The 24,995-nt window shown below is 68.9% G+C and carries 29 protein-coding genes and 1 pseudogene; 17 read left to right on the top strand and 13 right to left on the bottom strand.

Annotated features, from left to right (window positions below; translation table 11 throughout):
- Nucleotides 1-405, bottom strand: coding sequence for an SAV_915 family protein (locus tag AB0N66_RS26040; protein ID WP_365439338.1), 405 nt, complete (start codon nucleotides 403-405; stop codon nucleotides 1-3).
- A gap of 283 nt (nucleotides 406-688) precedes the next feature.
- Here AB0N66_RS26040 and AB0N66_RS26035 point away from each other — a divergent pair, with 283 nt between their 5' ends.
- Nucleotides 689-2,248 carry an acyltransferase family protein gene (locus tag AB0N66_RS26035; RefSeq protein WP_365439336.1) on the top strand — a complete coding sequence of 520 codons (1,560 nt, stop codon included), beginning with the start codon at nucleotides 689-691 and terminating at the stop codon, nucleotides 2,246-2,248.
- Here the strand turns inward: AB0N66_RS26035 and AB0N66_RS26030 are convergent.
- Nucleotides 2,245-2,784 (bottom strand): universal stress protein, encoded by a 540-nt coding sequence (locus tag AB0N66_RS26030; RefSeq protein ID WP_365439334.1) that lies wholly within the window; start codon nucleotides 2,782-2,784, stop codon nucleotides 2,245-2,247. The two genes, AB0N66_RS26035 and AB0N66_RS26030, sit on opposite strands and share 4 nt — an antisense overlap.
- Nucleotides 2,785-3,199: 415 nt before the next feature.
- Between AB0N66_RS26030 and AB0N66_RS26025 the strand changes: the two genes are divergently transcribed.
- The 4 genes from AB0N66_RS26025 to AB0N66_RS26010 all read left to right on the top strand — a co-directional run bounded on the left by AB0N66_RS26025 (nucleotide 3,200) and on the right by AB0N66_RS26010 (nucleotide 7,008).
- On the top strand, nucleotides 3,200-3,754 hold the full coding sequence (locus AB0N66_RS26025) for an HPP family protein (RefSeq protein ID WP_365439332.1): 555 nt from the start codon (nucleotides 3,200-3,202) through the stop codon (nucleotides 3,752-3,754).
- Nucleotides 3,755-3,890: 136 nt separating this feature from the next.
- Entirely contained in the window at nucleotides 3,891-4,796 is a 906-nt protein-coding gene (locus AB0N66_RS26020) for an AraC family transcriptional regulator (RefSeq protein WP_365439330.1), read from the top strand.
- Between the two features lie 273 nt (nucleotides 4,797-5,069).
- On the top strand, nucleotides 5,070-5,519 hold the full coding sequence (locus tag AB0N66_RS26015) for a nitroreductase/quinone reductase family protein (RefSeq protein ID WP_365439328.1): 450 nt from the start codon (nucleotides 5,070-5,072) through the stop codon (nucleotides 5,517-5,519).
- A gap of 73 nt (nucleotides 5,520-5,592) precedes the next feature.
- Nucleotides 5,593-7,008: an aldehyde dehydrogenase family protein gene (locus AB0N66_RS26010; protein ID WP_365439326.1), complete on the top strand. Its 1,416-nt coding sequence runs from the start codon at nucleotides 5,593-5,595 to the stop codon at nucleotides 7,006-7,008.
- A 136-nt stretch (nucleotides 7,009-7,144) separates the two neighbouring features.
- On the opposite strand, the gene AB0N66_RS26005 is transcribed toward AB0N66_RS26010, so the two are convergent.
- The 5 genes from AB0N66_RS26005 to AB0N66_RS25985 all read right to left on the bottom strand — a co-directional run bounded on the left by AB0N66_RS26005 (nucleotide 7,145) and on the right by AB0N66_RS25985 (nucleotide 10,387).
- On the bottom strand, nucleotides 7,145-7,477 hold the full coding sequence (locus AB0N66_RS26005) for a toxin-antitoxin system, toxin component, PIN family protein (RefSeq protein ID WP_365439324.1): 333 nt from the start codon (nucleotides 7,475-7,477) through the stop codon (nucleotides 7,145-7,147).
- Nucleotides 7,478-7,520: 43 nt separating this feature from the next.
- Complete coding sequence (locus AB0N66_RS26000) at nucleotides 7,521-8,177, bottom strand: DUF433 domain-containing protein (protein ID WP_365439322.1); 657 nt, start codon at nucleotides 8,175-8,177, stop codon at nucleotides 7,521-7,523.
- 68 nt (nucleotides 8,178-8,245) lie between these two features.
- Nucleotides 8,246-9,097: a hypothetical protein gene (locus AB0N66_RS25995; RefSeq protein ID WP_365439320.1), complete on the bottom strand. Its 852-nt coding sequence runs from the start codon at nucleotides 9,095-9,097 to the stop codon at nucleotides 8,246-8,248.
- Between the two features lie 284 nt (nucleotides 9,098-9,381).
- Nucleotides 9,382-9,510, bottom strand: coding sequence for a DUF397 domain-containing protein (locus tag AB0N66_RS25990; protein ID WP_365439318.1), 129 nt, complete (start codon nucleotides 9,508-9,510; stop codon nucleotides 9,382-9,384).
- Entirely contained in the window at nucleotides 9,473-10,387 is a 915-nt protein-coding gene (locus AB0N66_RS25985; protein WP_365439448.1) for a helix-turn-helix transcriptional regulator, read from the bottom strand. The genes AB0N66_RS25990 and AB0N66_RS25985 overlap by 38 nt, the downstream gene beginning before the upstream one ends.
- Nucleotides 10,388-10,557: 170 nt before the next feature.
- On the opposite strand from AB0N66_RS25985, the gene AB0N66_RS25980 reads away from it, so the two are divergent.
- The 3 genes from AB0N66_RS25980 (at nucleotide 10,558) to AB0N66_RS25970 (ending at nucleotide 12,886) form a co-directional block, all read left to right on the top strand.
- A complete protein-coding gene (locus AB0N66_RS25980) occupies nucleotides 10,558-11,067 on the top strand; it encodes an ATP-binding protein (protein WP_365439316.1) in 510 nt (169 codons plus the stop codon).
- Between the two features lie 638 nt (nucleotides 11,068-11,705).
- Nucleotides 11,706-12,044 (top strand): MerR family transcriptional regulator, encoded by a 339-nt coding sequence (locus AB0N66_RS25975; RefSeq protein WP_365439314.1) that lies wholly within the window; start codon nucleotides 11,706-11,708, stop codon nucleotides 12,042-12,044.
- 104 nt (nucleotides 12,045-12,148) lie between these two features.
- Entirely contained in the window at nucleotides 12,149-12,886 is a 738-nt protein-coding gene (locus AB0N66_RS25970; RefSeq protein WP_365439312.1) for a dienelactone hydrolase family protein, read from the top strand.
- A gap of 52 nt (nucleotides 12,887-12,938) precedes the next feature.
- Here AB0N66_RS25970 and AB0N66_RS25965 read toward each other — a convergent pair.
- Nucleotides 12,939-13,265 (bottom strand): annotated as a pseudogene (locus tag AB0N66_RS25965) (transposase); the annotation flags it as partial.
- A gap of 74 nt (nucleotides 13,266-13,339) precedes the next feature.
- Between AB0N66_RS25965 and AB0N66_RS25960 the strand changes: the two are divergent.
- Nucleotides 13,340-13,558 carry an ATP-binding protein gene (locus AB0N66_RS25960; protein WP_365439310.1) on the top strand — a complete coding sequence of 73 codons (219 nt, stop codon included), beginning with the start codon at nucleotides 13,340-13,342 and terminating at the stop codon, nucleotides 13,556-13,558.
- On the opposite strand, the gene AB0N66_RS25955 is transcribed toward AB0N66_RS25960, so the two are convergent.
- From AB0N66_RS25955 to AB0N66_RS25945, 3 genes are all read right to left on the bottom strand, one after another.
- Complete coding sequence (locus tag AB0N66_RS25955) at nucleotides 13,555-14,094, bottom strand: NUDIX domain-containing protein (RefSeq protein ID WP_365439308.1); 540 nt, start codon at nucleotides 14,092-14,094, stop codon at nucleotides 13,555-13,557. The genes AB0N66_RS25960 and AB0N66_RS25955 overlap by 4 nt on opposite strands.
- Before the next feature lie 61 nt (nucleotides 14,095-14,155).
- Nucleotides 14,156-14,851, bottom strand: coding sequence for a maleylpyruvate isomerase family mycothiol-dependent enzyme (locus tag AB0N66_RS25950; protein ID WP_365439307.1), 696 nt, complete (start codon nucleotides 14,849-14,851; stop codon nucleotides 14,156-14,158).
- Between the two features lie 9 nt (nucleotides 14,852-14,860).
- Nucleotides 14,861-16,138 carry a permease gene (locus AB0N66_RS25945; RefSeq protein ID WP_365439305.1) on the bottom strand — a complete coding sequence of 426 codons (1,278 nt, stop codon included), beginning with the start codon at nucleotides 16,136-16,138 and terminating at the stop codon, nucleotides 14,861-14,863.
- A gap of 79 nt (nucleotides 16,139-16,217) precedes the next feature.
- On the opposite strand from AB0N66_RS25945, the gene AB0N66_RS25940 reads away from it, so the two are divergent.
- Nucleotides 16,218-16,601 (top strand): hypothetical protein, encoded by a 384-nt coding sequence (locus tag AB0N66_RS25940; protein ID WP_365439303.1) that lies wholly within the window; start codon nucleotides 16,218-16,220, stop codon nucleotides 16,599-16,601.
- Between the two features lie 185 nt (nucleotides 16,602-16,786).
- Here AB0N66_RS25940 and AB0N66_RS25935 read toward each other — a convergent pair whose 3' ends face one another.
- Together AB0N66_RS25935 and AB0N66_RS25930 are read right to left on the bottom strand one after the other, a co-directional pair.
- Complete coding sequence (locus AB0N66_RS25935) at nucleotides 16,787-17,539, bottom strand: hypothetical protein (protein ID WP_365439301.1); 753 nt, start codon at nucleotides 17,537-17,539, stop codon at nucleotides 16,787-16,789.
- Between the two features lie 223 nt (nucleotides 17,540-17,762).
- Nucleotides 17,763-17,909: a hypothetical protein gene (locus AB0N66_RS25930; RefSeq protein WP_365439299.1), complete on the bottom strand. Its 147-nt coding sequence runs from the start codon at nucleotides 17,907-17,909 to the stop codon at nucleotides 17,763-17,765.
- Nucleotides 17,910-18,321: 412 nt separating this feature from the next.
- On the opposite strand from AB0N66_RS25930, the gene AB0N66_RS25925 reads away from it, so the two are divergent.
- The 7 genes from AB0N66_RS25925 to AB0N66_RS25895 all read left to right on the top strand — a co-directional run bounded on the left by AB0N66_RS25925 (nucleotide 18,322) and on the right by AB0N66_RS25895 (nucleotide 24,799).
- Nucleotides 18,322-18,870 carry a GNAT family protein gene (locus AB0N66_RS25925; protein ID WP_365439297.1) on the top strand — a complete coding sequence of 183 codons (549 nt, stop codon included), beginning with the start codon at nucleotides 18,322-18,324 and terminating at the stop codon, nucleotides 18,868-18,870.
- Between the two features lie 190 nt (nucleotides 18,871-19,060).
- Nucleotides 19,061-19,840: a metal-dependent hydrolase gene (locus AB0N66_RS25920; RefSeq protein WP_365439295.1), complete on the top strand. Its 780-nt coding sequence runs from the start codon at nucleotides 19,061-19,063 to the stop codon at nucleotides 19,838-19,840.
- A complete protein-coding gene (locus AB0N66_RS25915) occupies nucleotides 19,840-20,415 on the top strand; it encodes a helix-turn-helix domain-containing protein (RefSeq protein ID WP_365439293.1) in 576 nt (191 codons plus the stop codon). Before AB0N66_RS25920 ends, AB0N66_RS25915 begins: the two co-directional genes overlap by 1 nt.
- Nucleotides 20,416-20,742: 327 nt before the next feature.
- The gene (locus AB0N66_RS25910; RefSeq protein WP_365439291.1) at nucleotides 20,743-21,819 is read left to right on the top strand and encodes a low specificity L-threonine aldolase; all 1,077 of its coding nucleotides are present in this window, start codon (nucleotides 20,743-20,745) and stop codon (nucleotides 21,817-21,819) included.
- Nucleotides 21,820-21,929: 110 nt separating this feature from the next.
- Nucleotides 21,930-22,970: an ABC transporter substrate-binding protein gene (locus AB0N66_RS25905; RefSeq protein WP_365439287.1), complete on the top strand. Its 1,041-nt coding sequence runs from the start codon at nucleotides 21,930-21,932 to the stop codon at nucleotides 22,968-22,970.
- Nucleotides 22,971-23,028: 58 nt separating this feature from the next.
- Nucleotides 23,029-23,994: an iron ABC transporter permease gene (locus AB0N66_RS25900; protein ID WP_365439285.1), complete on the top strand. Its 966-nt coding sequence runs from the start codon at nucleotides 23,029-23,031 to the stop codon at nucleotides 23,992-23,994.
- Between the two features lie 4 nt (nucleotides 23,995-23,998).
- Complete coding sequence (locus AB0N66_RS25895; protein ID WP_365439283.1) at nucleotides 23,999-24,799, top strand: ABC transporter ATP-binding protein; 801 nt, start codon at nucleotides 23,999-24,001, stop codon at nucleotides 24,797-24,799.
- Nucleotides 24,800-24,995 lie beyond the last annotated feature (196 nt).

Raw genomic sequence — 24,995 nt, 5'->3', positions numbered from 1 at the left:
TCAGCCGATCAGCAGGTTCAGATACGCGATGACGGCGGCGGCGCCGGTCACCCGCAGGGCACCGACGTGCTGGGGGTGCCAGTCGCGCCAGGTGTGCTCGCGGTCATCGGTCTCGGTGGGCGCCGGAGCGGAGAGCTGCGGGTCGACGGTGAGCGCGGTCACGCCCAGGGGCGCGGCGAGCGAGCGCAGCGCGGGTTCGGAGAGCCTGATGCAGGCCTGTTCCGTGCCGAGGGTGGCGGTGAGCCTCGCCGCCGAGGTGAATCCGACGGCCGTACGGCCGCCCAGGGGAGTGCGGAAGAACCGGGCCGTACAGCCCGCGGGCCCCGACCGGACAGGTACGTAGAGGAGTCCGGCCGGGATGCGTTCAGAAGGCTCGGGGTCCTCGGAACAGTTCAGTGGAGACATCGTGCAGCTCCTTGACGAAGACGACGTGCGCGCCGCTCTGCCGATGCGGTTGCTCTGGTGCTTTGCGTATCGGCCGGACGCTTCAGTGACGCTATGCCCGGGTGACGGGGTACGGAGCGGTCCGCTGACGGATGCTTGACGCCTGGGGCGGCTGCCGTAACGCGATGCTTACGGGGATGCCGCCGAGTGGGGTTCGACCGGGCGTACGCCTGGCGTCACCGCCCCGGAGGCCGGACACTGGTGCCGCCATATGCGACATGCCACACGCCACGGGGGAGGCGGCATGACGGAGCCGGGAGGCGCGCCGGGACCGGGGAGGCGTACGGAGCCGGGGGAGCGGGCGGAGCCTGCGGTGGGCGTGCCGGAGCCGCGCGGGGAACCCGCGGGAGGGGTGCCGGGGGAGCGGGTGGAGCCTGGGGTGGGCGTGCCGGAGCCGCTGGTGGAGCCTGCGGGAGGCGTGCCGGGGGAGCGTGTCGAGGCCGCGGTGGACATGCCGGAGCCGCGGGCGGAAGTCATGGGCGCCGCGTCAGGGGAACGCGCGGAGTCCGCGGGTGCCGCGTCCGGTCGGCGTACGGAGTCCGCGGGTGCCGCGTCCGGTCGGCGTACGGAGTCCGCGGGTGCCGCGTCCGGCCGGCGTACGGAGTCCGCGGGTGCCGCGTCCGGTCGGCGTACGGAGCTGGACGCGATCCGTACCCTCGTCGTCGTCGGGCTCGTCTTCTTCCACTCGGCGCTGGTCTTCGCCACGGACGACGACTTCTACGTCAAGAACGGCGACACCACCGACGCGATCCTGGTCATCGCCGGGTTCGGTGTGGTGTGGGCGATGCCGATGCTGTTCTTCGTGGCGGGCCTCGGCTCCTGGTACTCACTGCGCCGCCGCGGCCCCGGCGGCTTCGCCACGGAACGGCTGCTGCGGCTCGGCGTACCGCTGCTCTTCGCGACGGCCGTACTGCTGCCGCTGCCGCAGTGGCTGCGCGAGCGGGCCGCCGACCCCGGCTACGACGAGTCGTACCTCCGCTTCCTGCCCCGCTTCTTCGACGTCCACCTGGATCTCTCCGCGTTCCCGTTCGTCGTGCAGGGCGAGTACTTCGAGACGGGCCACCTGTGGTTCGTCGTGCTGCTGCTCACGTTCTCGTTGTTCCTGGTGCCGCTGACCCGGTGGTTTCCCGTGCCGCGCGCCCAGCGGCTCCGCGACGCGCTCGCCAGGGCGTGCGAACGGCGTGGCGTGGTGCTGCTCCCCGCCCTGCCGCTCGCCGCGATGAGCGCGCTGATCGGCCTGGAGGAGGACTACGGAGGCTGGGGCCGGTGGGCGTACCTCCTCTTCTTCCTCTACGGTTTCGTCCTGGCCACCGACGACCGCCTCCGCGCGGCGATGCGCCGGGACGCGGTGTGGGGAGCAGTCCTTGGCCCCCTCCTCTTCGCCGCCTCCGCGCCCGGCTTCATGACGGCGGACGACGCCTTCACGGACCCGACCGCCCTCGCGACGGTCACGCGCGCGCTGTTCGGCGCGGCGGGCTGGTGCTGGATCGTGGGCATCGTGGGGCTGCTGGACCGCCGTGACCGCCGTGTGCCCGGGGCCGGTGACGATGTCGGTCGGCGCCGTCGCCTGTTCGGCTATCTGGCCGTCGGCGCACTGCCGTTGTACGTCCTGCACCAGCCGATCGTCGTGGCGGTCGCGTACGGAGTGGTCGGCCTGGACGCCCCGATCCCGGTCAAGTACGCCCTGCTCGTCGCGGCTTCGCTGTTCCTGACCCTGGCCGCGTACGAACTCCTCGTACGGCGGACGAGGTTGACGCGTTTCCTGTTCGGAATGCGCCCGAGCAGAGCGCAGGCCAGGCCCTAGTTCTGGATGCCGTCGGTCAACTCCCGTGCGTCGAGGGGCAGTCGCAGGCCAATACGTCGATGCACCGAGGCAAGGTCGCTCTCCAGCGGCGAGGGTGGCACGGCCAGGACCGGACAGGTGGCGTGGGCGAGGCAGTACCGGGCGGTGGACGGCGAGAACGCCCGATGCAGCCAGCCACGACACCCCGCGCCGACCACCAGGAGGTCACCGTCCCGGTCGGCACACTCCACCAGCGCGCGCCCCGCCATACCCCGTACGACCAGGCCCTGGAACGGAACGCCGGGTCCCACCTCGCCGAACGCCGTACGCAGCGTCCCGAGCAGCCGTTTGCCCGCCGCCTGCCGGAGGTCGGCCGTCGGAGAGGGGAACACCGCGCGCCCCTGGGCGAGTTCACCCCTGGGCGGCTCCCACGCCAGCACGGCCACCAACTCGGCTTCCCCGCGCCGCGCCTCGGCCACGGCCCGGTGCAGCGCCACCAGACTCCCCAGCGACCCGCTCACCCCGACCACGATGCGCCGCCCGTCGAACTCGCCCATCGCCTGTTCTCTCCTCGGCCTACGTCCCTCTACATATCGGCGTCCCATAGAAGGGCCGAGGGGCGTGGGCGGACGGCTCTGTTGGCGATTGCCTGACGCCGGGGCGCCGGTTCATAGCGACTCTCTGACGCCGGGCGGCCCAAGTGGCCGCCGCCCGGTGCCCTGGGTGCAAGCGGTTTCGATAGAGGCCCTCGATCGGGCGATAGGGAGGCGGTCTTGGACGGGCGTCGCCCGGCAAGGTCACGATGCCGGGGATGATCCCCGTCTTCACGGACGACGAGCCGCCGTGGGCCGGAAGCGGGGACTCTCCGAGGAGTTCCCGTGCTGCTTCCGTGCGCCCAGCAGGTGTGCGACCCGCCTGAACTGGGCCGATCTACGGCTTCCGGCCTCACCTCCCGATCTGAATCCCGCATTCATGGCGTCTGACGCGCCTGAGATTCCGGAAGTCGTGGACGTACACGCCCGCCCGGCGAACCACCCCGCGAACCGCTGGTGGAAACCTGACGAGCCACGGTCTCCCCGGCGCACCGTCGCGTCCGCGGCCATCACCACGTCGGTCGGGCTGGCCGTGCTGGCGGCCGTGGGGTCGCTCACCCACCAGACGGCGCTCGTACCGCCGCTCGCGGCCACGATGGCGATCGTGACCGCGACCCCTCACTCGCCTCTCGCGCAGCCCCGCCATGTCATCGGCGGCCACATGCTGTCCTGCCTCGTCGCCTTCGCGGTGCTCGCCCTCGGCTGGCGCGGTCCTTGGGCCGCCGCGGTGGCCTGCGGCATCGCCTGCGGACTCGTTCTCATACTCAAGACGGCCCACCCACCGGCCATGGCAACCGCCGTCATGATCATGCTCACCCACCCACCGCTCACCCCCTTCGTACCCCTCCTCGCCGTCGGCGCGGTGCTGCTCATCGCGGTACAGATGGTCTCCGCCCGCCTCCAGCAGGAGGTGTATCCCACGTCCTGGTGGTGAGGCCGCCTCTTGCGCGCTCTGTACGATCCGCAACCGGCGCACCCAGGCTCGGCGGACGCTTTGACGAAACTGGCGAGTCGTTGCACGTTCCTCTCGGTTCTGAAGATCATCGCCGGTCATGTGCTGCAATCGAGGCATGTCTCTGGGCGAACTTCGCGACCTGCTGGAACGGCATGTGCGTCCCGATCTGACCACTGCCATCGACGAGGTCCGGATCTGCAAGGCCGACCACGCCGTGCCGCCGGAGTCCGCGATGTCCGGCACGGTCCTCGCGGTGATCGCTCAGGGCCGCAAGCGTCTGGCACTGGGAGACCGCGTCTACGAGTACGGCGCTGGTCAGTACCTGATCACCTCGGTCGATCTCCCGGTGACGGGGCACTTCGTCGACGCCGCCCCGGGCCGCCCCACGCTCGGTTTCGGGATGACTCTGGAACCTGCCGCCATCGCCGAGCTGCTGCTGCTGGCAGGGTCGGAGGATCTGCCGAGGTCCCCCGGCACCGTACGCCCGGGAATCGCCGTCAGTGACGCCCCGGACGAGTTGCTCGACGCCATCGTGCGGCTGCTGCGCCTGCTTGACCGGCCTCGGGACCGGAAGGCACTGGTCCCGCTGGTCAAGCGCGAGATCCTCTGGCGGTTGATGACCGGGGAACAAGGTGATGCCGTGCGTCAGCTCGGCCTGGCCGACAGCAGCCTGAGCCACATCAGACGTGCGGTGCAGTGGATCCGGGAGAACTACACCCAGCCGTTCCGGGTGGAGGAAGTGGCACAGCTTTCGGGGATGAGCGTCTCCGCTTTCCACCGGAACTTCCAGGCGGTAACGGCGATGACCCCGATCCAGTTCCAGAAACACATCCGGCTACAGTCGGCGAGATTGCTCCTTGCGAACCATCCGAACGACATCACCGGCGTCGGGCACCGCGTCGGATACGACAGTCCGGCCCAGTTCAGCCGGGAATACCGGCGCCAGTTCGGTGCCCCGCCCAGCATTGACGCGTTGCGTATGCGTGGCCGAGCCGGTCCCGCTGCCGCGGCGCTCCCATAAGAGCCGCTTGGGCGAAGAGGATTGTGCAACCAAGCGAGAGGATCTTGCTGGCTCGGCGCCCGCCGCATTGGTTCCATGGAGGTACCGGAACGTTCCACGAATTTCGGGACGAAGCAAGAGGCGGGTAATGGCGGCGGTGATGAAGGTCGCCGACCGCCCACCGAATGCTCTCCGATCACCTCCGAGGGAGAGAATCATGAATTACCGCACGCTGGGCCTGTCCCGAGTCGAGGACGGCGACGCGCCCCTCGACGAGGATCCGCGGACCGGGCTGTGACTGTCGATGACGCCGTCGCCCGCGCCCTGGCCATCGGGCCGGACTCCTCGGCGGCCGAGCGCACGATCGACATCACGACGCTGGGTGCTCGCAGCGGCATGCCGCGGCGCATCGAGATCTGGTTCCACCGCGTCGACGGCCGCTGGTATCTGACCGGCATGCCCGGACCACGTAACTGGTACGCGAATCTGCGCGCGCATCCGCGGTTCACCGTGCATCTCAAGCACGGGGTCACAGCCGACCTGCCGGCGACCGCGGCGCCGGTCGACGAGCCGACACGGCGGCGAGTGATCACCGCGGTCCTCGACCTGCAGAACCGGCCCGAGATCGCGGCGCGGGTCAGTCAACGCCAGAACTTCGACACGTGGTTCGCCCACAGCCCGCTGGTCGAGATCGTCTTCGACGACGAGCAGTTGCGGACAGCCTCCTCGGCGTCGGCCGGATAACCCGAACCATCAGGATCAGACAACCGCCGCCCCTCTCTGTGGTTTCGGCGGCGGACAAGTCCAGGAGACCACCATGAAAGACAACGTGATCGACAAGATCTACATAGACGGTGAGTTCGTCACCCCGCACGGCATGGAACTCGCCGACCTTTTCAATCCCACCACCGGGAAAGTGATCGGACAGGTCCAGCTTGCCGACGAGGTCGATACAGCGGCGGCTGTCGCAGCGGCGAAGCGTGCGCTGCCGGCTTGGTCCGCGACATCTAAGGAAGAGCGAATCGACGCGCTGCGTCGGCTTCAGGCCGCGGTCGCCGCGCGAAGGAACGAAATCGCGGACGCCGTCCTCTTGGAGTACGGCGCTCCGGTGCGCAACGCGTTTATGGTCGATTCGGCTCCCGGTGCGATAGCCGACATGATCACGACCTTGGAGGGCTTCGACTTCGCACGGCACGTCGGTAATGCGACGGTGGAGATGGCGCCGATCGGCGTCGCCGGCCTGATCACGCCGTGGAATTCCGATCCGTTCATCATCTGCGACAAGCTCGCGACCGCATTGGCGGCCGGCTGCACCGTCGTCATGAAGCCGAGCGAGATGAGCGCGACGCAGACCCATGTCGTGACTCAGGCACTCCACGAGGCCGGGCTGCCCCGGGGTGTCTTCAACATCGTGACGGGGCGCGGCGATGTCGTCGGGTCCGCGATCACCCGTCACCCTGACGTCGCCAAGATCTCCTTCACCGGCTCGACCGCGGTCGGCAAGGTCATCTTCCGCGAGGCGGCCGAGACGATGAAGAGCCTGACGCTCGAACTCGGCGGTAAGTCTCCGTCGATCATCCTGGACGACGCCGATCTCGATGAAGCCGTCACGGGCGCGCTCATGGCCGGGTTCGCCAACAGCAGCCAGGCGTGCGTCGCCGGCACCCGCATCCTCGTCCCGGAGAGCCGATTGGACGAGATGCTCGCTGTCGCCACGGCGAAGATGGCCGACTTCCCTGTCGGTGATCCGGGAGACCAGGCGACCGTCATCGGTCCGATGGTGAGCGAACGGCAGTGGGAGCGGGTGCAGGGTTACATCCGTCGCGGTGTCGAGGAAGGCGCCCGGATCGTCGTCGGTGGACCCGACCGACCGGAGGGCCTCGCGGACGGATACTTCGTGCGCCCGACCCTGTTCGCGGACGTCACCAACGACATGACGATCGCGCGCGAGGAGATCTTCGGGCCGGTGCTGTCGATCATCACCTACCGCGACGAGGACCACGCCGTCGAGATCGCCAACGACACGGACTACGGCCTGCACGCCTACGTGTTCTCGTCGGATCCCGCGCGAGCGCATCGTGTCGCGTCGCGGCTTGAGGCCGGCCGGGTGTCGATCAACGGTGGTTATGCGCCGCTGTCCCCGTTCGGGGGGTTCAAGCAGTCGGGCATCGGGCGGGAATACGGCACCTTCGGTCTTGAGGGCTTCCTCGAACCGCGGTCCGTGATGGCCTGACCGGCCCGCCCGTGCCTGGTGACTGATGCGCGAACCTGCGGCCCATCGGCGGTCCCATAGCGCCTCGGTCAGCCATGACGGCACCGCGGTCCGAGGTCACCGTACCCCTCTCGGTGACACCTGCGGGCGCGGGCTGTCATGGCCAGGTGCGGTCGAGGCCGCCCTGCCGTACGGCGTAGGCGGCCGGACCGCCCTTCTCGACGGCTCGGTGGATCGCGCTGCGGTGTGCATCGAGCCGGTCCATCATCTCCAGACTGCGGAGCTGCTGGTTGTCGAGGTAGAAGAGCACCGCGCAGCGGTCGAGGACAGGCTGGATCTCCAGGTCCCGTGTCTTGATGCGGCCATCCTTCGACAGCGGAACCCAGGACCGGTCGAGACCGTAGGAGATCCACTCCTCGTCGGGGATGTTCTGCGCGTCCTCCGGGAAGACGTCGACGATGCGGTGCACCGACCAGCCGCGATCCCTCAATTCCTCCGCTACCCGGCGTCCCGGGTTCCGGTCGAGGAAGAACTCAGGCGGCAAGGCGCACCACTGCGTGGCAGAGTTCGTCGACCTGCTCGGGAGTCATCCCGTACTCGTAGGCGATGTCCTCGACGCTTTCCCCGGCCTCCCAGAGGTCGGTGACCGCCTTGACCGAGACACGGTTGGTGGCGATGACGGGCAGTCCGTGGCCGAACCGCGGGTCGATGACGACAGGAACCGATTCCCCGTGCTGCCGCAGTCGCAGGCTCGCTGGGTAGTCGTCGTCGCCCTCCCAGTTCAGGTATCGGAGGTAGCGGGCCACCACTTCCTGGATGGGGGCCTGACCGTCCCGGGCCCTGCGCAGATCCCCGAAACCGTGCTCTACGAAGATGTCCACCCCGTCGGTCGCGACGCGCTTCGAGACCAGGCCGTAGGGGGTGTCGAACGCCTTTCGTACGGCGGCCGCCGCCTCCCGGATCTCACTCATGCGCAGACCGAGCGAGCGAAGAGAACGCAGGACGTGAGCCTCGGCCACGGCGATGAAGGGAACCGACGGCTGCCCGCTGCGTACCGGCTCGACCCGGTGCACGAGCGGTGCGCCGGCCGCCGTCCCCTTGAGCCAGCTGGTGAGCGTCGACAACGGGACCTCAAGGTGCGAAGCCGTCTCCGTGGGCGTCAGAAGCCCGTCATTGAACCGGTCAACCATGACCCTCCTCCCGCTGATCCCAGGTTTCGCATGCTCGCACACGCGGGTCCCTGGCTGCCTCAGGATCATCAGGCCGCTTCCCGGCAGTCGCGGCAGGAGGACGGTTCCGGGGCCCGGAAGGCGCGTTCGCAGCCGTCGCAGGTTTGCCAGGGCAGGACGGGCTGCTGGGCGGGCGGCGGTGCGTACAGGGCTGGTGGCGCCGGGAGTGGGACCTCGGCGAGTCGGTGTGCGAGAAGGCGCGCTGGGCGGGACCGGAAGTGCTCGGGGAGTCCGGCGGTGAGCAGGCCGGTGATCTCCTCGGGCCGGAGACCCCGCGCGAGCCACTCGGAGACGTCCGGGGCCAGTTCGGCGACCTCGCGGCGGGACAGGACCAGTCTGCGGTCGACGATCCGCAGGGAGGCGAGGATGACGACGGCCTGGGGGTCGGCGGCATCCAATGAGGGGGAGGGTTGCGGTGATGAGGGCGTGGGCTCGGGTGCGGTGACTGTTCCGTGTGGGGACTCTTCGGCGGACTTCCGTGGCTGAACAGGCCGATTGGGTCGGTTCGGCGGCGGGGTGGGCTGACCCTGGCCGCGCGGTACGTCGTAGAAGAAGGTCCGCGTGCGTACCTGGCCGTCGGGCCCGCGTTCGCGCCGGCGTTCCAGGTATCCGGCGGCTTCCAACTCCCTTAGCGCGCGGGAGATCAGGATCTCGCCCTCGGTGAAGTGCGCGCAGAGCGCGGCGATGCTGACGATGGCGCCGTCGGGCAGCGAGAGGATGTAGGCCGCGACGCCGACCGTGACCGCGCTTCCGCGCCGCTGCGCAAGGGCGTTGGCGATCACGGTGAAGTCGGCGGTGAGGCGGGTGCGGACGTGGATCACGCCGGAGGTCGGAGCGCCAGTGTTGGCGCGCGAGGGCGCGTTAGACTGCGGATCAGCCATCGGGAAGCTACTTCTTCCTGAGCGGTCAGGCCCTCGTTCAGGATTGCCGTCCTGGCGGGGGCCGTCGTTCGTGTGGAGTTGTCGCCGGGAACGTAACCTCCCGCCACCACTCACCGCAACTGGGTCACCCCTGAGGGTGAACGGGCGGGAGGGGGAGGGTAGTTGGTTCTTTCCTTAAAGTCCTTGGGGGAGGGCCGTGGCCCACCGGGCCGCCGCGAACGAGGGCCCGGTGGATCGGGAACGCCGTCCGGTGCCGGTACCTGGGCGGCTCGGATTCGGTCGGCTCAGATGCGGTGGCGGGACTTCAACTCGCCTATGAACAGGGCCCAGGAGGCGGCGGCGAAGGCGAGCGCCGGGCCGTCGGGGGCCTTGCTGTCACGGACGGGGACGAGGCCTGGGATTCCGGACGCCACCTCGACGCAGTTGCCGCCCTCCTGATTGCTGTGACTGCTCTTGCGCCAGGCGGCGCCGTTCAGTTCGGGACGGGATGGTCGCGCCACGGTGGTTGCCCTCCATCACTGATCGGATCATGTCGAGCGACATGAGCGGGGGCAGGGCTGCCGCCCGGAGCCGATCGTAAAACAGCCGGAAGCGCTCGACGTCGGCCGGTTCTTCCACGAGTTGGCCGTAATGGGAACCCTCCGTATAGGCGACTTCGCTGCCGTCCGACAGCTCCAGGATGGTCAGCGACCCGCCCATCACATCGTGCTCGCCCTGTTCGAACGGCAACACCTGCACCGTGATGAGACGGTCGGAGGCGGCATCCAGCACACGCGCCAACTGGGCTCGCATAACTGCCCATCCGCCGACCGGCCGCCGTAGCACCGCCTCGTCCAGTACGACCCACAGCGCGGGTCGGTCGGATGCGGTCAGCCGCTCCTGCCGACCGAGTCGCGCCGACACCCGCTCCTCCAGGTGCTCCTCGCCCTGGAGGGAAAGCCCGACGCTGAGTACGGCCCGCGCGTAGTCCTCCGTCTGCAAGAGACCGGGCACGAGGTGCGCCGCGTACTCGCGAATGAAGACCGCCCTTTCCGAGTGCGCCATGAACGCCCGCGACCAGTCCGGAAACGCCTCGCGGTAGACATACGGCCACAGGTCGATCAACAAACCGTCCGCGCCGAGGACTTCATCAAGAGCGCGGGCCAGCTCCAGCGTCGGCTTCGCCCCCGACGCCCGCTCGACCTGCGTGATCCGAGAGGCGACCACATGTGTCCTCTCGCCCAGTTCCGCCTGGGTCAGCCCCGCCGCCGTACGGAGTCTGCGAACGCGTGATCCGAAGAGCGCCGCCATCGATGATCCCGGGTCAATTTCCTTGGCCAAGGCGCTACATCCATTCCTTACGGTCCGAACGGTAAGGCTCGATCACCTTTTGAGCGTAGGCCCGCATGACGACCCTTGTGTACGGAACGTCACGACGCGCACACACTGCGGGTCGTGCTTGCGGCTACGAGAGGGATGCGATGGACGGCACTGTGTCGAAGGAACCCGCGGAGGCGACCGGGGGTCCCCTGTTCGCCATGCAGTTCACGTCGTCACCCCGAGGCGCCCGGCTCGCCCGGCAGCTGACGGTGCGCCGCATGGCCGAGTGGGGCTATCCGTCGACATCGGACACGTCCGCGACGGTCTCGCTGCTCGTCGCCGAACTGGCCACCAACGCCGTACAGCACGGCCGGTTGCCCGGACGGGACTTCCACCTCCGGCTCGCCATGGACGCACGAACTCGGCTGATCCGTATCGAGGTTGGGGACGCCTCCACGCGCCAACCCCGGTTCGGATCGGAAACAGTCGCGGGGCCGGAGGACGAGTCCGGTCGAGGCCTGCTCCTGGTGGCGGTGCTCGCCGTGCGCTGGGGGACGGTGCCCCGTACGCCCGTCGGGAAGACGGTGTGGGCGGAGGTCGTGGCGGACCCGCCGGAAGGCGCATGCGGCTACCCCGGGCCGTGCGAACCGTGCGAACCGTGCAGGCCGTGACGGCCTCGCCCCTGTCTGCGTCGCTGTTCGAGGTCGATTACCCCACTGCTGGACGCACGGAAATCTATGTTGGCCGGAGTAGACATTGGGCGGTGTCCTGGTTATGGTTTCTCTCGTAGCCCAGAGAGACAGCAGGGCCTGGCAGACACGAACTGCCGGGCAGCAGTACATGCAGTCGCAGTGCGTAGGACGGTGCGGTGGTGGAGTTCCGAAGCCAGGGTTGTTGCAGGACGGCGACGGGACTGACGACCGGACCGGGTGGCCCGAGGTGATCAGGGGCCGCCGTGAGCAGGACCGCGGTTGACGCGGCGGCAGTAACCGTAGGTGCAGTTCGCAATACCCAGCAGTACGCCGTCTCCGCTTGGTAAGTGATTGATCCAGAGGGAAGAACGGAGGGGCCGAGCGCCGTCAGGATCGCCCGGGCGTAAGTGTTGAGCCCGGGTACCGCAGGACATCGATAGTGAGGTGGTCTCCGGTCGAGCAACCGCGATCCCCGCACCCCCGACAGAATCTCGGTCGGGTGCGCGGAAACAGAAGGCCGGCGCAGTACCAGGGCCGGCAGATGGTGTAGCAGTTCCTTCGGGGCCCTGGTGCCATACGGCACCGGGGCCCCTCCACGCGTTCCGCAGAGAGGTGCAATGACAGCAGACGACTCCTACGGCCGTCTCGATGACGACGACTACCCCGCCTACACGATGGGCCGGGCCGCCGAGATGCTCGGCACCACCCAGGGCTTCCTCCGCGCCATCGGCGAAGCCCGCCTCATCACCCCGCTCCGCTCGGCAGGCGGACACCGCCGCTACTCCCGCTACCAACTGCGCATCGCCGCCCGGGCCCGGGAACTCGTCGACCACGGAACCCCCATCGAGGCCGCCTGCCGCATCGTCATCCTCGAAGACCAGCTCGAAGAGGCCCAGCGCATCAACGCCGAACATCGCCGCGCCGCCGAATCAGCGAACCCAACGGCCGCGGCCTGAGGTTCTTGTGAGCCCTCGTCGTATTTCAGGGGGATACCCGCGCTCCTCTGCCAACGGCAGAACAGCGGCCGAACCGGGCTCGACGATCACTAAAGTCCAGTCTCATGACGACGATTACGACGCGTACGGTCGAGTACCCGGCCGACGGTCTGACGATGATCGGGCACCTCGCGCTCCCGGCCGGTGTCGACCGCCGGCCAGCGGTGCTGCTCGGGCCAGAGGGCATGGGGCTCAGCGACGTCGAGCGCCGCCGGGCCGATGCTCTCGCCGAGCTGGGATACGTAGCGCTGGCCTTCGACCTTCACGGCGGGCGCTATTTGGGTGACCCCGAGGAGATGCTGGCCCGTTGCATGCCACTGCTCTCTGATCCCGACCGGATGCGGGGCATCGGTCATGCGGCGCTCGACGTGTTGCGCAACGAACCGCGGACCGATTCCGACCGGATCGCCGCCGTCGGCTACGGCACCGGGGGCGCCGTCGGGCTGGAACTCGGGCGCGACGGCGTCAACCTGCGCGCCATCGGGACAGTCAACGCGCTGACCACGGGCCGACCGGGCGAGGCGGCGCGCATTCGCTGCCCGGTGTGGGCCGGGGTCGGGTCGGAAGACCCGATCATGCCGCCCGCGCAACGCAAGGCGTTCACCGCTGAGATGCAGGCCGCGGGCGTCGACTGGCGCCTGGCGGTCTACGGCGGCGCCTTGCACGCCTTCCACCATCCGCCGGTCGACCACCCCGTGGTCCCCGGCGTCGGCTACCACCCGCGGCACGCGCAGCGAGCCTGGCGCGACGTCGTCGACCTGCTCTCCGAGTGTCTGCCTGTGACGGAGGAGCTGGGGGCATGACCCAGGCAAACATGCTGGCCCCAGGCTTGGTCGGCGTCATGCCTGGGACGCCTCAACCAGCGTGGACGGGTTCGGCAGATCGGGTCATGGATGCGTTGGGCTGGACGGCGGGCCGGGTGAGCCTGCGGGTCATAAGCGTGATCGAGGCGAGGGTGAGCATCGCCTCGGAGTGCTCAGGTCGGGTCTCGTAGTCGCGCACGTTCCGACGCGCATGCGACAACTGAGCCAGTGACCTCTCTACCACCCAACGCCTCGGCAGGATCACGAAGCCCTTGGCGCCCTTGGGCCTGCTCACGGTCTTGATCGTGAGGTGGAGGAAGGACTTGGCCCAGGCCACAAGGGTGCCCGCGTAGGCCAAGTCGGCCCAGACGATGGTTGGTCCGCGTGCGTACCTGGCCGTCTGGTCCGCGTTCGCGTCGGGTGCCCGGACGGGACGTCCACCTCCGGGTCACCATGGACGTACGAACTCGGCTGATCCGTATCGAGGTTGCGGACGCGTCCACGTGCCAACCCCGGTTCGGCTCGGAAACAGTCGCGGGGCCGGAGGATGAGTCCGGTCGAGGCCTGCTCCTGGTGGCGGTGCTCGCCGCGCGCTGGGGGACAGTGCCCCGTACGCCCATCGGGAAGACGGTGTGGGCGGAGATCGCGGCGGACCTGCCGGACAGGTCCTAAGTCCAGCCGTGCAGCGAGACTTCGGGCCGGTCCGCGGCGAGGTATCGGCGGAGAGCGACGGCGCTGGATTTCACGAAGGGATCGGGGATGGCGCCGATGTCGGTCCAGCGCACCTGGGCGTGCTTGAGCGGCTCGCGGTTCTCTGGTTCGCCGCTCCATTCGTGGGCGGCGAAGACGACGGTGAGGAAGCCGTTGGGTGCTTCGGCCCCGAATGCGCCGTGGATGATGTGAGCGACCTTCAATGCCTCCGGTCTCACCGTCACGCCCGTCTCCTCATACAGCTCGCGCACGGCGGTCCCGGTGATCGGCTCGCCGGGTTCGCTCTTGCCTAGGGGGAGATCCCACATGCCCCGGCCGAACTTGGCGTTCTCACCACGCTGGAGGAGGACGACGCGGTTGGTGGCCCGGTCGTGGACGATGACGGCGGCGGTCAGCACGGTCATGGCTGCGAGGGCGGGCTTGAGAGCATTGGGCTGGTCGTCGGTCTTCGGCTGAGCCACGGTGATCCCTTCGGCGGGCGGGATGGGCGACAGCATGGCCAGGTGCGGTCGGGGCCGCCCTGTCGTACGGCGTGGGTGGCCGGGGCCGGCGGTCGCGTCAGGGCACCAGCGGACCGTCCAACACCGCCTGCCCGGCTCGGCGATCACCTTCCCATGCCAGTGCGTCATCGGTTCGCGGCAGCCGCCGCCCCCACAGTGTCAGCAGGAGGTTCTCCGCGGTGCCGGAGAGTACGGCGACCGGGTCTCCCGGACCGTACGTCCAGGTCGACCCGGTGTCCGTGGCTTCGAGCCGGAGCGCGACCGTGGGCGGGATCGCCCGGCCACGCGCGATCATCCGCAGGGCCATGGTGTCGAAGACCTCGGACACCCCGTCGTCGACCAGCTCCGCGTTGAGCGGCCCGGGTGCCCCGAGGGCGTTCTCGGCGTCCCACCTGTGCACGAGCGTTTCCATGCAACGCCGTCGTTGCCAGAACCCGACCGTGTGCGGCGGATGGAACGTCCAGGCCGCGGTGGACGGATCGGCGTCCAGGGCCGCGAGCAGGGTCTCGGACGTGTCGTCGAACCACCGCCCCAGCGCCGCCGGTTCCGGAGGCGCCGCCGCCGCTCTGAAGTCACCGTTCCCCTCGGTGACAGCGGCGGCCGCCCACAGGTTCTGGCCGCCCAGATGGTTCGCCAGGTCGTACAGCGTCCAGTCCCCGCAGTGCTCGACCCGTGCGGCTGGATCGCCGTCCAGGCAGGCCCGAAAACCGTCCAACTCGCGGCGCAGATGGAGGAGTAGAGACGCGGAATCCATACCGCGAACCTATCCCGATCGATCGGGATGGTGGGGGTGGCGGGGATGGTGGGGATGGTGGGGTGGGTCCGGCTGATCGGGCTGATCGGGCTGATTGGACTGGTCAGGCTGGTCAGGCTGGTCGGGCTGGTCGGACTGATTGGACTGGTCGGGCTGGTCGGGTGAGCCGCCCATCATTCGCATCATCATCAGGCCGCCGGTGCGCCAGAACCGTACGAGCATGGACGCCGCCAGCAGCAGGAAGACGATGTTGAGCCAGGTCGTGTAGTTCCAGGTGATCCCTTCCTCCGGGATCGTCGCGTCGGCCTGGTCCGGAATCAGTCCCAGGCCGCCGAAGGCGAACTCGACGATGTATCCGGCGACGGCCATCGCCGTGAAGAACGTGACCAGGAGGAAGGTGGCCATCCGGGCGCCGTAGTACTTCCGGTAGATGTTCAGGATCGGGAGGATCAGAAGGTCGGCGAAGATGAAGGCGATCACCCCGCCGAAACTGATCCCGCCCTTCCACAGCACCACCGCGAGCGGCACGTTGCCGATGGAGCAGACGAACGTCGCGATTGCCACGAGTGGCCCGATGAGCGGCCCGACGAGCTTGGCGGCGAGCGGATGGTCCGTCAGGAAGAACGCCTGCCAGAAGTCGTCCGGCACCCAGGCGGCGATCGCCCCGGCGATCAGGAGCCCGGCCACCAGGTCGCGCAGGATGGCCGCCCACTCCATGACGAAGATGTGCGACACGGACGTAAAACCGTCCCGCGAGAACAGTCGGCGCGCGAAGCCGCCCTCACCTCCCACGGACATGTCCATCGCCGCGTGGCCCTCCATGGACCCGGCCAGCCCGCGCTCGGCCTGCTCGCGGGCCTGGCGCAGGAGCCGCTCGCGCAGGAAGACCCGGAACAGCACGGCGATGACGACGATCATGATCGGGCCGCCGACGAACTCGGCCACCGTGAACTGCCAGCCCATCAACAGCGCCAGGATCACGCCGAGTTCGATCACCAGGTTGGTGGAGGCGATCTCGAAGGCCATCGCCGCGGTGAAGTCCGCGCCCTTGCGGAAGAGCGAGCGGGCGAGGGCCACGGCGGCGTACGAGCAGGAGGACGAGGCCGCCCCGAGCCCGGCGGACACGACGAGGGTGCGCGGCCTGTCGTTGCCGAGGAGCCGTACGACGGTGGCGCGGCGCACCACGGCCTGCACGACGGCGGAGAGCGTGAAGCCGAGGATCAGCGCCCAGGCGATCTCCCAGGTCATCGACCCGGTGATGGACAAAGCATGCCCGATGGCGTCCACGGAGATGCACCCTTCCCGAGGTGGCGGTTGCCTCCGGCGAGTATCCCCCTAGGGGTATGTCCTGGCGGGAGATGGAGGCGTGATTCGCTGCCGGCTCACCGGCGCCGTCGGCCTGATCGCGCTGCGCCTCGACGTCGCCACGTCCACGTCGTTCATCAACTTCGGCGCGTTCACCGCGTTCACATTCGTCAACCTCGCCGTCATCGCCACGTACATGCGCGAACGCGCCGCCGGCCGGCACCCCAGCCCGCTGGTCCATGTCGCCGCACCCGTGATCGGTGCCGGAGTCTGCGTCTGGTTGCTGGCCCACCTCGACGGCAGGGCACTCACCCTCGGGCTGATCTGGCTCGGCCTCGGTGTGGTGTATCTGGCTTACCTCACCCGGCTGTTCCGGGTCCCACCGCCCGAGATGGCCTTCACCGAGGAGAGCGCGGACGCCCCGAAGACGGAGCCGGTTGGCTGAGGCACCAGGCCGCCTCCCGGCAGTCCCGGCAGGAGTACGTCGCCGGGGCGCGGAAGGCGCGTGGCCGCGCGGTACGTCGTACAAGAAGGTCCGCGTGCGTGCGCACCTGGCCGACGACCATCTACCTGGTCGGAGTCCCCGTCGCGGGCATTTTCCGTTGGTCTGCCGCGCACACAGAAGGCCAGTCAGGAGCAGGAGCGAATCGCATCGTCCCAGGCGCGAGGACTGCGGTAGTGGTTTTTGTGCCCTTCGACGAGCACGCGGCGCAATTCTGCGAGGTGCTGGGTGCCCGCCGGTAGATCCAGCTGGTCGAGGAGGGCCAGCGCGGCAGCCGGCTCCAGGTCGCCGTAAACGTCGTGGTAGCTCGCCCGGAGGCCCTTGAAGAGGGCCGGGTGCAGGGCGGGGAGCCGCACGGAGGTGCGGTAAGTCGGTTCCTTCACCGGCCAGGGCACCGGACCCGAACACTCCAGAACCCGACGGGCTCGGCGAAGCAGGGCTTCGGAAGGTTCGGCGACCACTTGGTCGATGTCATTGCCGAGCACTTCGGCGAAGGCCGTCGCGGCAGTGTCACGGTCCTCGAACCAGTCGACCCAGAGCGAGTAGGTGAGAGCCTCGGCGTCCCTGGCCGCCTCCAACCGCTGGCGGTAGCCGTCCCACAGCACGTCAGCCGGCAGGGGGCCCTCCGCGCTCTTGTTCGCGAACCGGATCTCGCACGTCACCCAGTATTCGTCGAGGAGATCCAGCAGCCCAAAGGCCAGCCGTACCTGGTCGGTTGCCTGCACGTCTTCGGCGAACACGTCGCCGGCCCAGGAGTGCGCCACTTGGCCAGCCGTGAGCAGCACGTCCGGTACCTCGGTGCTCAGCCACCCGTCGCGCACTTGGCTGACGCCCTGATCCGCCAGCCAACGCCGCGCCCTCGCCATGGCTTGCGTCTCCATTCGGGAAGTATGACAAGCCTCGCAAGATCCGAACGAGAGGGCCTAGCGGGCCCCAACGGACCGTCTCGGCATCCTCTTCGCGGAGTACGCGTACGAGTGCGAGATGGGTACCCCTGCTTCCGTTGCTCCCGTCGTCATTCCCAGGTGACCCGAGTCGGCGAGATCTCACGAGCGATGAGGTCGAGACCCTCTCGGAACGAGATCTTTCGGGCCCGGCATGTGGCTATCCATGTCCCTTCTCCTCGCAAGGCTCGCCGGCCAGGTCGACGTTCCAGCCCAACGGGAGTTCGCTGCCGCAGAAAACGCACACGAAGTAGTTCTCGCGGACGATGCTGAGTTCCTGGCAGTCGGGGCAGTGCCGGAACTCCACTTCGTGGGTGAACGCGGTTGGGTGCTCGATCCCCGCCTGCTCCGATGCCTCCGCGACCGACTGCCACGAGTCGATGTCCGGGCAGTATCCGGTTGACTGGTTACTGACCTCGTCGAGCGTCCACCGGCTGGTGGTGGATTTGCGGCAGAAACTGATCTCGCCCGCGCTGCGAACGGCATCTCCGCCGGCGCAGCCTGCCCCTCGGCTCCGGGCCGGACCATGTCCAGCAGCTCAACGGGCCCCACGTATCGATAAAGCCGCCCCGAATAGGCCACGCACATCAGCCTGGACAATCAATTCCAAGGGTCGGTGCGACCGCCTGGCCTGATTGACTATTGATGCAAACGTCTTGAGGACATCCGCGTATGGATCGCCGGCCTTGAGCGGTTCTGTGATCGATTAGGGTTGCGCAATGTTCGAAGGAAGTTTGGTAAGGCTCCGTGCGCTGCGCTCCGAAGACGCGGAGCATCATCTTCGGTGGCGCAACGACCCGGAAGTGGTGCGCTGGGCGGCGGCCGGCGATCCGTCTTTCGGCCCGGTCACGGCAGAGGCGATCGGGCTCGGCTTCGACACCATGCTGCGCCTGATCCCGAGGGAGTCGGCCGTGTTCACGGTCGAGGATCTGGCAGGTGGAAGGGTGATAGGCATGGCCGACTATCGGGACCTGGACCCGCACGCCGGAGTGGCCACACTGGGAGTCACCATCGGCGAGCGAGAGTTCTGGGGTCGCGGCCATGGCAGCGACGCGTTGCGGCTGCTCGTGGGCCATCTGTTCGGCGCGTACTCCCTGAGCCGGCTGGAGTTGGACACGTGGAGCGGCAACGAGCGCGCCGTGCGCGCCTTCACCAGGCTGGGCTTCCGTGAGGAAGGCCGCCGTCGGTCGGCGGTGCTGATGGAGGGAGAGCGCTACGACCGCGTGCTCTTCGGGATGCTTCGCGAGGAGTGGGCGAACCCCGCGTGACGCCGTAGAAGATCTTCCAAGGGCTGGTCGCGGGGGCGAGAACGAGGGGCGCGCAAGACCGTTGTGTGACACGGCGTGAGGATCGTGGACCCCACATCGGTGACCGGCGATCACCTTCCCTCGATCGGGATCGTTCAGTAAAACGAACGTGAGGTTCACTGATTCTTCAGGGGTTCGGTATGGTGAACGCATGGTTCATTCAATCGAGGCTTCTCGGGTGGGCGGACAGGTCAGCGTCTACCTCGATGACACATACCTGGAGCAGGTCGATACGCGGGTGATCGCAGTCGGTGAGAGGGACGGGGCGCCATGGGCGGCCGTCGAGCACTGTCTGTTCCATCCGCAGGGCGGGGGGCAGCCCGCCGACCTGGGGTGGCTGGAGGACACGGAGATCGTCCCGGTCCGGGACCGCGAGTCGGGGCTGGTCGTGGCGATGGCACCCGAGGGCCTTCTCTCGCTCACTGAGGGGCAGCAGGTGCGAGCCCGGATCGACCTCCCGACCCGGACAGCGCACGCCGCGCTGCACACGGCCGGACACCTCGTCGAAGCGGTCGGGCGGGCGCAGGGGTGGGACATGGTCGGCAGCAACCATTTCCCCGGTCAGGCACGCATCGAGTTCCAGGCGCCCCAGGCGGACGCGCGGCTGGCCGACCCGGAAGGGCGGGAGGAGGTGACCGCCGCGCTGCGCGCCGCCGTGGCCGCCGCGGTCGCCGACGATCTACCGGTCTTCGCACGGAGCCTCGCCGACGGGCGGCGCGTGGTGCACCTGGACGCGCTGCACGCCGCGCCGTGCGGGGGCACACACGTGCGCGGCCTCGGCGACCTGGCCGACGTCGTGCTGCCGACGCTGAAGGTCAAGAAGGGCCGTATCCGCGTGTCGTATGCCGCGAGTCATGTGTCGTACGCCGCAACTCACTTGTCCGGCAACGCAATCCACGCGTCGGACACCACAACGCACGGGAGCCGTTGATGACGCCCCCTCCGTCCGGCCGTCAGCCGGTGAGCAGTACCGCGGCCGCGGTCGGCGCGAAGATTCGGCTGCGCCGTCAGCAACGTGGCATGAGCGCCGCCGAGATGGCCCGGCGCGCCGGGCTGAGCAAGGCCACGCTGTCCCAACTGGAGGCCGGCAACGGCAATCCGACGATCGACACCCTGGACGCGATCGCGATCGCCCTGCGCATCCCGATCGCCGACCTGCTGGCGCGTGACGCCGAAACCGGGCCGGTCTTCCGGCCGGCCACGGACGTCGAGCCCGGCGAGGTCTCCCGCGAACTGCTGCGCCGTATCAGCAGCGGCAACAGCCTGGAGATCTGGCGGCTGCGCATTCCGCCCGAGACGGAGTTGCCCGGCGTCCCGCACGCCACCGGCACGATCGAGCACCTGCTCGTCGCCACCGGGCACTTCACCGCGGGCCCCGTCGACGCCCCGCAGGAGTTGGGCCCCGGCGACATGCTCGCCTTCGCAGGAGACGCCCCGCACTTCTATCGCACGGGGGCGGAGGAAGTGGACGTCACTGTTGTCTTCGCTTCGCCCATCAGTACCTGAGGTCGGGTGCCTGAGGCCGAGACCTGAGGTCGGGTGCCTGAGGCCGAGACCTGAGGTCGGGTGCCTGAGGCCGAGACCCGAGGCCGAGAACCTGAGGCCCGGCGCCTGAAGCCCGCGCCTGAAGCCCGCGCCTGAGGCCCGGCGCCTGAAGCCCGCGCCTGAGGCTCGACGTCTGCGCCCTGGCACCTGGCACCTGGCGCCTCCGCCCTGGCACCCGGCGTCTGCACCCCGGCACCTCCGCCCCAGCACCTCCGCCCCGGCACCTGAAACCCGGCACCTGAAACCCAGCGCCTGCGACCCAGCCCCTGAGACCAAGGAAGCCCCCTCATGACGACCCCTACCGCCGCCGCCCCCATCCCCACCACCCCCTCCGGCCGCGCCTTCATCAGCGACAACATGGCCGGAGCCTCCCCGCAGATAGCCCAGGCCGTCGCCGACGCGGTCGCCGGGCAGGTTCTGCCGTACGGCAACGACCCCTTCACCGACAGCGCCCGCCGCAGGCTCGGCGAGATCTTCGAGCGGGACGTCGATCTCTTCCCGGTCTCCACCGGGTCCGCCGCCAACGGCCTGAGCCTGGCCGCTCTCACCCCGCCGTGGGGCAGCGTGCTCTCGCACCCCGGCAGCCACATCAACACCGACGAATGCGGCGCTCCGGAGTTCTTCACAGGCGGCGCCAAGCTCGTCGGCGTACCGGGCCCCGACAGCAAGATGGACCCCGAAGCGCTGCGGGCGGCGGTGCGGCGCCGGGCCGGTGACGTGCACAGCGTGCAGCCGTCCGTGGTGAGCATCAGCCAGGCCACCGAGAGCGGCAGCGTCTACACGCTGGACGAGATCCGTCGCCTGTCAGCCATCGCCAAGGAGGCGGGGCTGCGCGTCCACATGGACGGCGCGCGTTTCGCCAACGCCCTGCTCCATCTCGGCGTCACCGCGGCCGAGATGACCTGGAAGGCCGGCATCGACGTCCTGTCCTTCGGCGCCACCAAGAACGGCGCGATGACGGCCGACGCCATCGTCTCCTTCGACCCCGCACTCGCCACCGAGCTCGCTTTCCGCGCCAAGCGCGCCGGCCAACTCGCCTCCAAGATGCGCTTCCACACGGCCCAGATCGACGCGTACCTCACCGACGGCCTGTGGCTGCACAACGCCCGCCAGGCCAACGCGATGGCCACCCGCCTCGGCGACGGCCTCAAGACCATCCCCGACGCCGGCCTGCTGGCCACACCGCAGGCCAACATCCTTTTCTGCCGCCTGCCCCAGCACGTCACCGAAGGACTACTGGCCGAGGGCTACGCCTTCTACCACGACCGCTGGGAACCGGGAATCGTCCGGTTCGTCACCGCCTTCTCCCACAACGCCGACGACATCGACCAACTCCTCGACGCGGTACGCCGCCACACCCGCTGACCTCGATGTGCCGGTCCGCACGGAAAACCGGTGATCGCCGGGAACTCAGAGCCACTGCATGCCGACTGCTGTACCGGAACGTCAGCGCAGTCCGTACGCAAGGAGCCCGCATGTCGATGTACCGGCCGGTCGCCACCGCTCTGGCCGCGGCGCTCTGTCTGCTCACGGCGGCGTGCGGCTCCTCGTCCGAGGTCACGGCGAGCGGCAGCACCACCGGGGCCGCCGCATCGAAGTCCGGCTACCCGGTGACCCTGGACAACTGCGGTGAGAAGGAGACGTTCGAGAAGGCACCCGACCGGGTCGTCGTGATGAACGGGGCCTCCGTCGCCGAGGTCTCCACCCTTCTCTCCCTCGGCCTACAGGACAAGATCGTCGCCAACCAGCAGTCGTACGGCATGTCCGAGGTGCCGGGCCGCGCCGAGGCCATCAGGAAACTGCCCACCGGTGACGTACAACTCAACGAGGCCTACGACATCCCCCGCGAGACCATGTTCGGCCTGCGCCCCGACCTCGTCCTGTCCGTCACCACGTACGGCTTCGACGAGAAGAACGGCTTCGCCACCCGTGAGCAGTTGAAGCAGGTGGGCGCCAACAGCTATGTCTCCCCGCAGGGTTGCGACGACGACCCTTCGAAGATGACCGTCGCCGACAGCTACCAACTGCTGCGCGACATGGGAAAGATCTTCAACGTCAGTGAGAGGGCCGAGAAGTTGATCGCCGCCTCCGAGAAGAACATCGCGGCGGTCTCGGCGAAGGTCAAGGGGGAGAAGGAGACCCCCAAGGTCATGGTGCTCTTCTCCAACATGTCGATGGGCAGCAATGACTTCAGCTCGGTCGTCGCAAAGGGCATCATCAACGACATTCTCGCCAAGGCCGGCGCCTCCAACGCCTTCGAGAACGCCTCCGGGACCACCTTCGCCGACCTGAGCAAGGAGACGGTGGCCGCCACCGACGTCGATGCGGTCGTCGTCATCGCCTACAACGACCCTGACCCGGCGGCCTACGCCGAGAAACTGCTGAAGGAGTTCCCCCAGTGGCCGGCCGCCAGGAACAACACGTATGTGACGGTGTCCGACTCGATGTACCTCGGCCCCAGCAACGACCTGGCCGTGGAGAAGATCGCCAAGTCCCTGCACCCGGACGCCTTCTGAGCCGGATCAGGGTCCCGCTGGCCTTCACGCTCCTGCCGGTCGCGCTGCTCTCGCGACCATGATCGTGGCGATCAGCATCGGCGCCGTCAACATCCCGCTCGGTGACGTGTGGGCGATCGTCCTCCACCACGTCACCGGCGCAGGGACGCCGCCGAGCGATCCCGCGCTCGACCAGATCGTCTGGAACTTCCGCACTCCGCGGGTGGTGCTGGCCGCCCTGGTCGGAGCGGGGCTCGCCGTGTCCGGCGCGGTGCTCCAGACGGTGGTCTCCAACGCGCTCGCCGATCCCACCGTCCTCGGCTTCTCCTACGGCGCGACGCTGGGCGCGGTCCTCGTCATCACCGTGGGCGGCGGTGCGGCGCTGGCCGGACTCGGGGTGTCCGCGGCGGCCTTCCTCGGGGCGGTCGCGGCCGGCGCGCTGGTCTTCACGCTCGGTCAGCGGCGGGGCAGACTGGCACCGACCCGGCTGGTGCTGGCGGGCGTGGCCGTGGGCTACGTCTTCCTCTCGGCGACCAGCTACGTTCAACTCCAGGCGACGCCGACGGAGTTGCGGACGGTCATGCTCTGGATGCTGGGCAGCGTCGCGGGAGCGCAGTGGGACCAGATTCCCACCGTGACCGTGGTGGTGCTGGTCACCACCGTGCTCCTCACTCTCTTCGGCCGGCCTCTCAACGTCCTGCTGGCCGGCGACGAGTCCGCCACCGCGCTCGGTGTCGACGTCAATCGGCTGCGCGCCGTCCTGCTGGTCCTCAGCGCGCTGCTCACCGGCACGGTCGTCGCCGTCTCCGGCGGTATCGGCTTCGTCGGCCTGATGATCCCGCACCTGGTGCGCCTGACGATCGGCGCCGACCACCGCAGGCTCCTGCCCTTGACCGCCCTGCTGGGAGCCGTCTACCTGGTCCTCGTCGACCTGCTCTCCCGCACTCTCGACCGCCCCAACGAACTGCCGCTGGGCATCCTCACCGCCCTCCTCGGCGCCCCCTTCTTCCTCTGGCTGCTGCGCCACAACAAGGGCCTGGACTGACAGCATGAAACTCACCGTCGACCAGCTCCACATCACCCTGGACCACACCCCGATCCTGCACGACGTGAGCCTCGACGCGCGCAAGGGCGACATCGTCGGACTCGTCGGCCCCAACGGCAGCGGCAAGTCGACCCTGCTGCGCGCCGTCTACCGCTCACTGCGCCCGGCGGAAGGAGTCGTCAGGGTCGGAGACGATGACGTATGGGCGTTGTCCGCCCGCGCCGCGGCCCGCCGCACTGCCGCCGTCCTCCAGGACACCGGCGGCAACACCACCGGCCTGAGCGTCACCGAGATCGTCGCCCTCGGACGGGCGCCTCACCACGGCCTGTTGGGGCGTGACGGCACCGAGGACCACCTGGCCGTGTCGGACGCCATCGACCGCTGCGGCGTACGGCCCTTCGCGGACCGCGACTACACCTCCCTCTCCGGAGGCGAATGCCAACGCGTCCTGCTCGCAAGGGCGTTGGCCCAGGGCCCTCGGCTCCTGGTCCTGGACGAACTCACCAACCACCTCGACATCCGCGCCCGGTTCGAACTGCTGGACCTCATCCGTGCCACCGGGATCACCACGCTCGCGGTCCTGCACGACCTCGACCTCGCCGCCCGGCTCTGCGACCAACTGGTCGTCCTGCACGAGGGAGCGGTGGTCGCGGCGGGACCCGTCCTGGAGGTACTGACCCCGCAGATCCTCGCCGAGGTCTTCGGCGTCCATGTGAACACCGAGCGGCACGCCGACGGCGTCATCCGCATCACCTACGCGGCGCAACCTCTCGCGGACACGGATGCCGTGCCGGAGACCGCGTAGGAGGGCCCGAAGACCCCGCCCGCTGCCGGCAGATCTCCAACTCACGGCCAGGCAAGGCAATCAGGCTGATGCCCCGCCTCGTGCGACCGGTGGCTGAATCAACCGCGTGATCAAGCTCGCGCCCGCGCCGCCTTCGGCTTCCGCACCTCCGACAGCCAACGCCTACGGACACGCTGCGTGACTACCCGCCGGGCCC

Source organism: Streptomyces sp. NPDC093544 (assembly GCF_040683495.1).
GTDB lineage: Bacteria > Actinomycetota > Actinomycetes > Streptomycetales > Streptomycetaceae > Streptomyces.
This window is presented reverse-complemented; position numbering and strand designations above follow the sequence as displayed.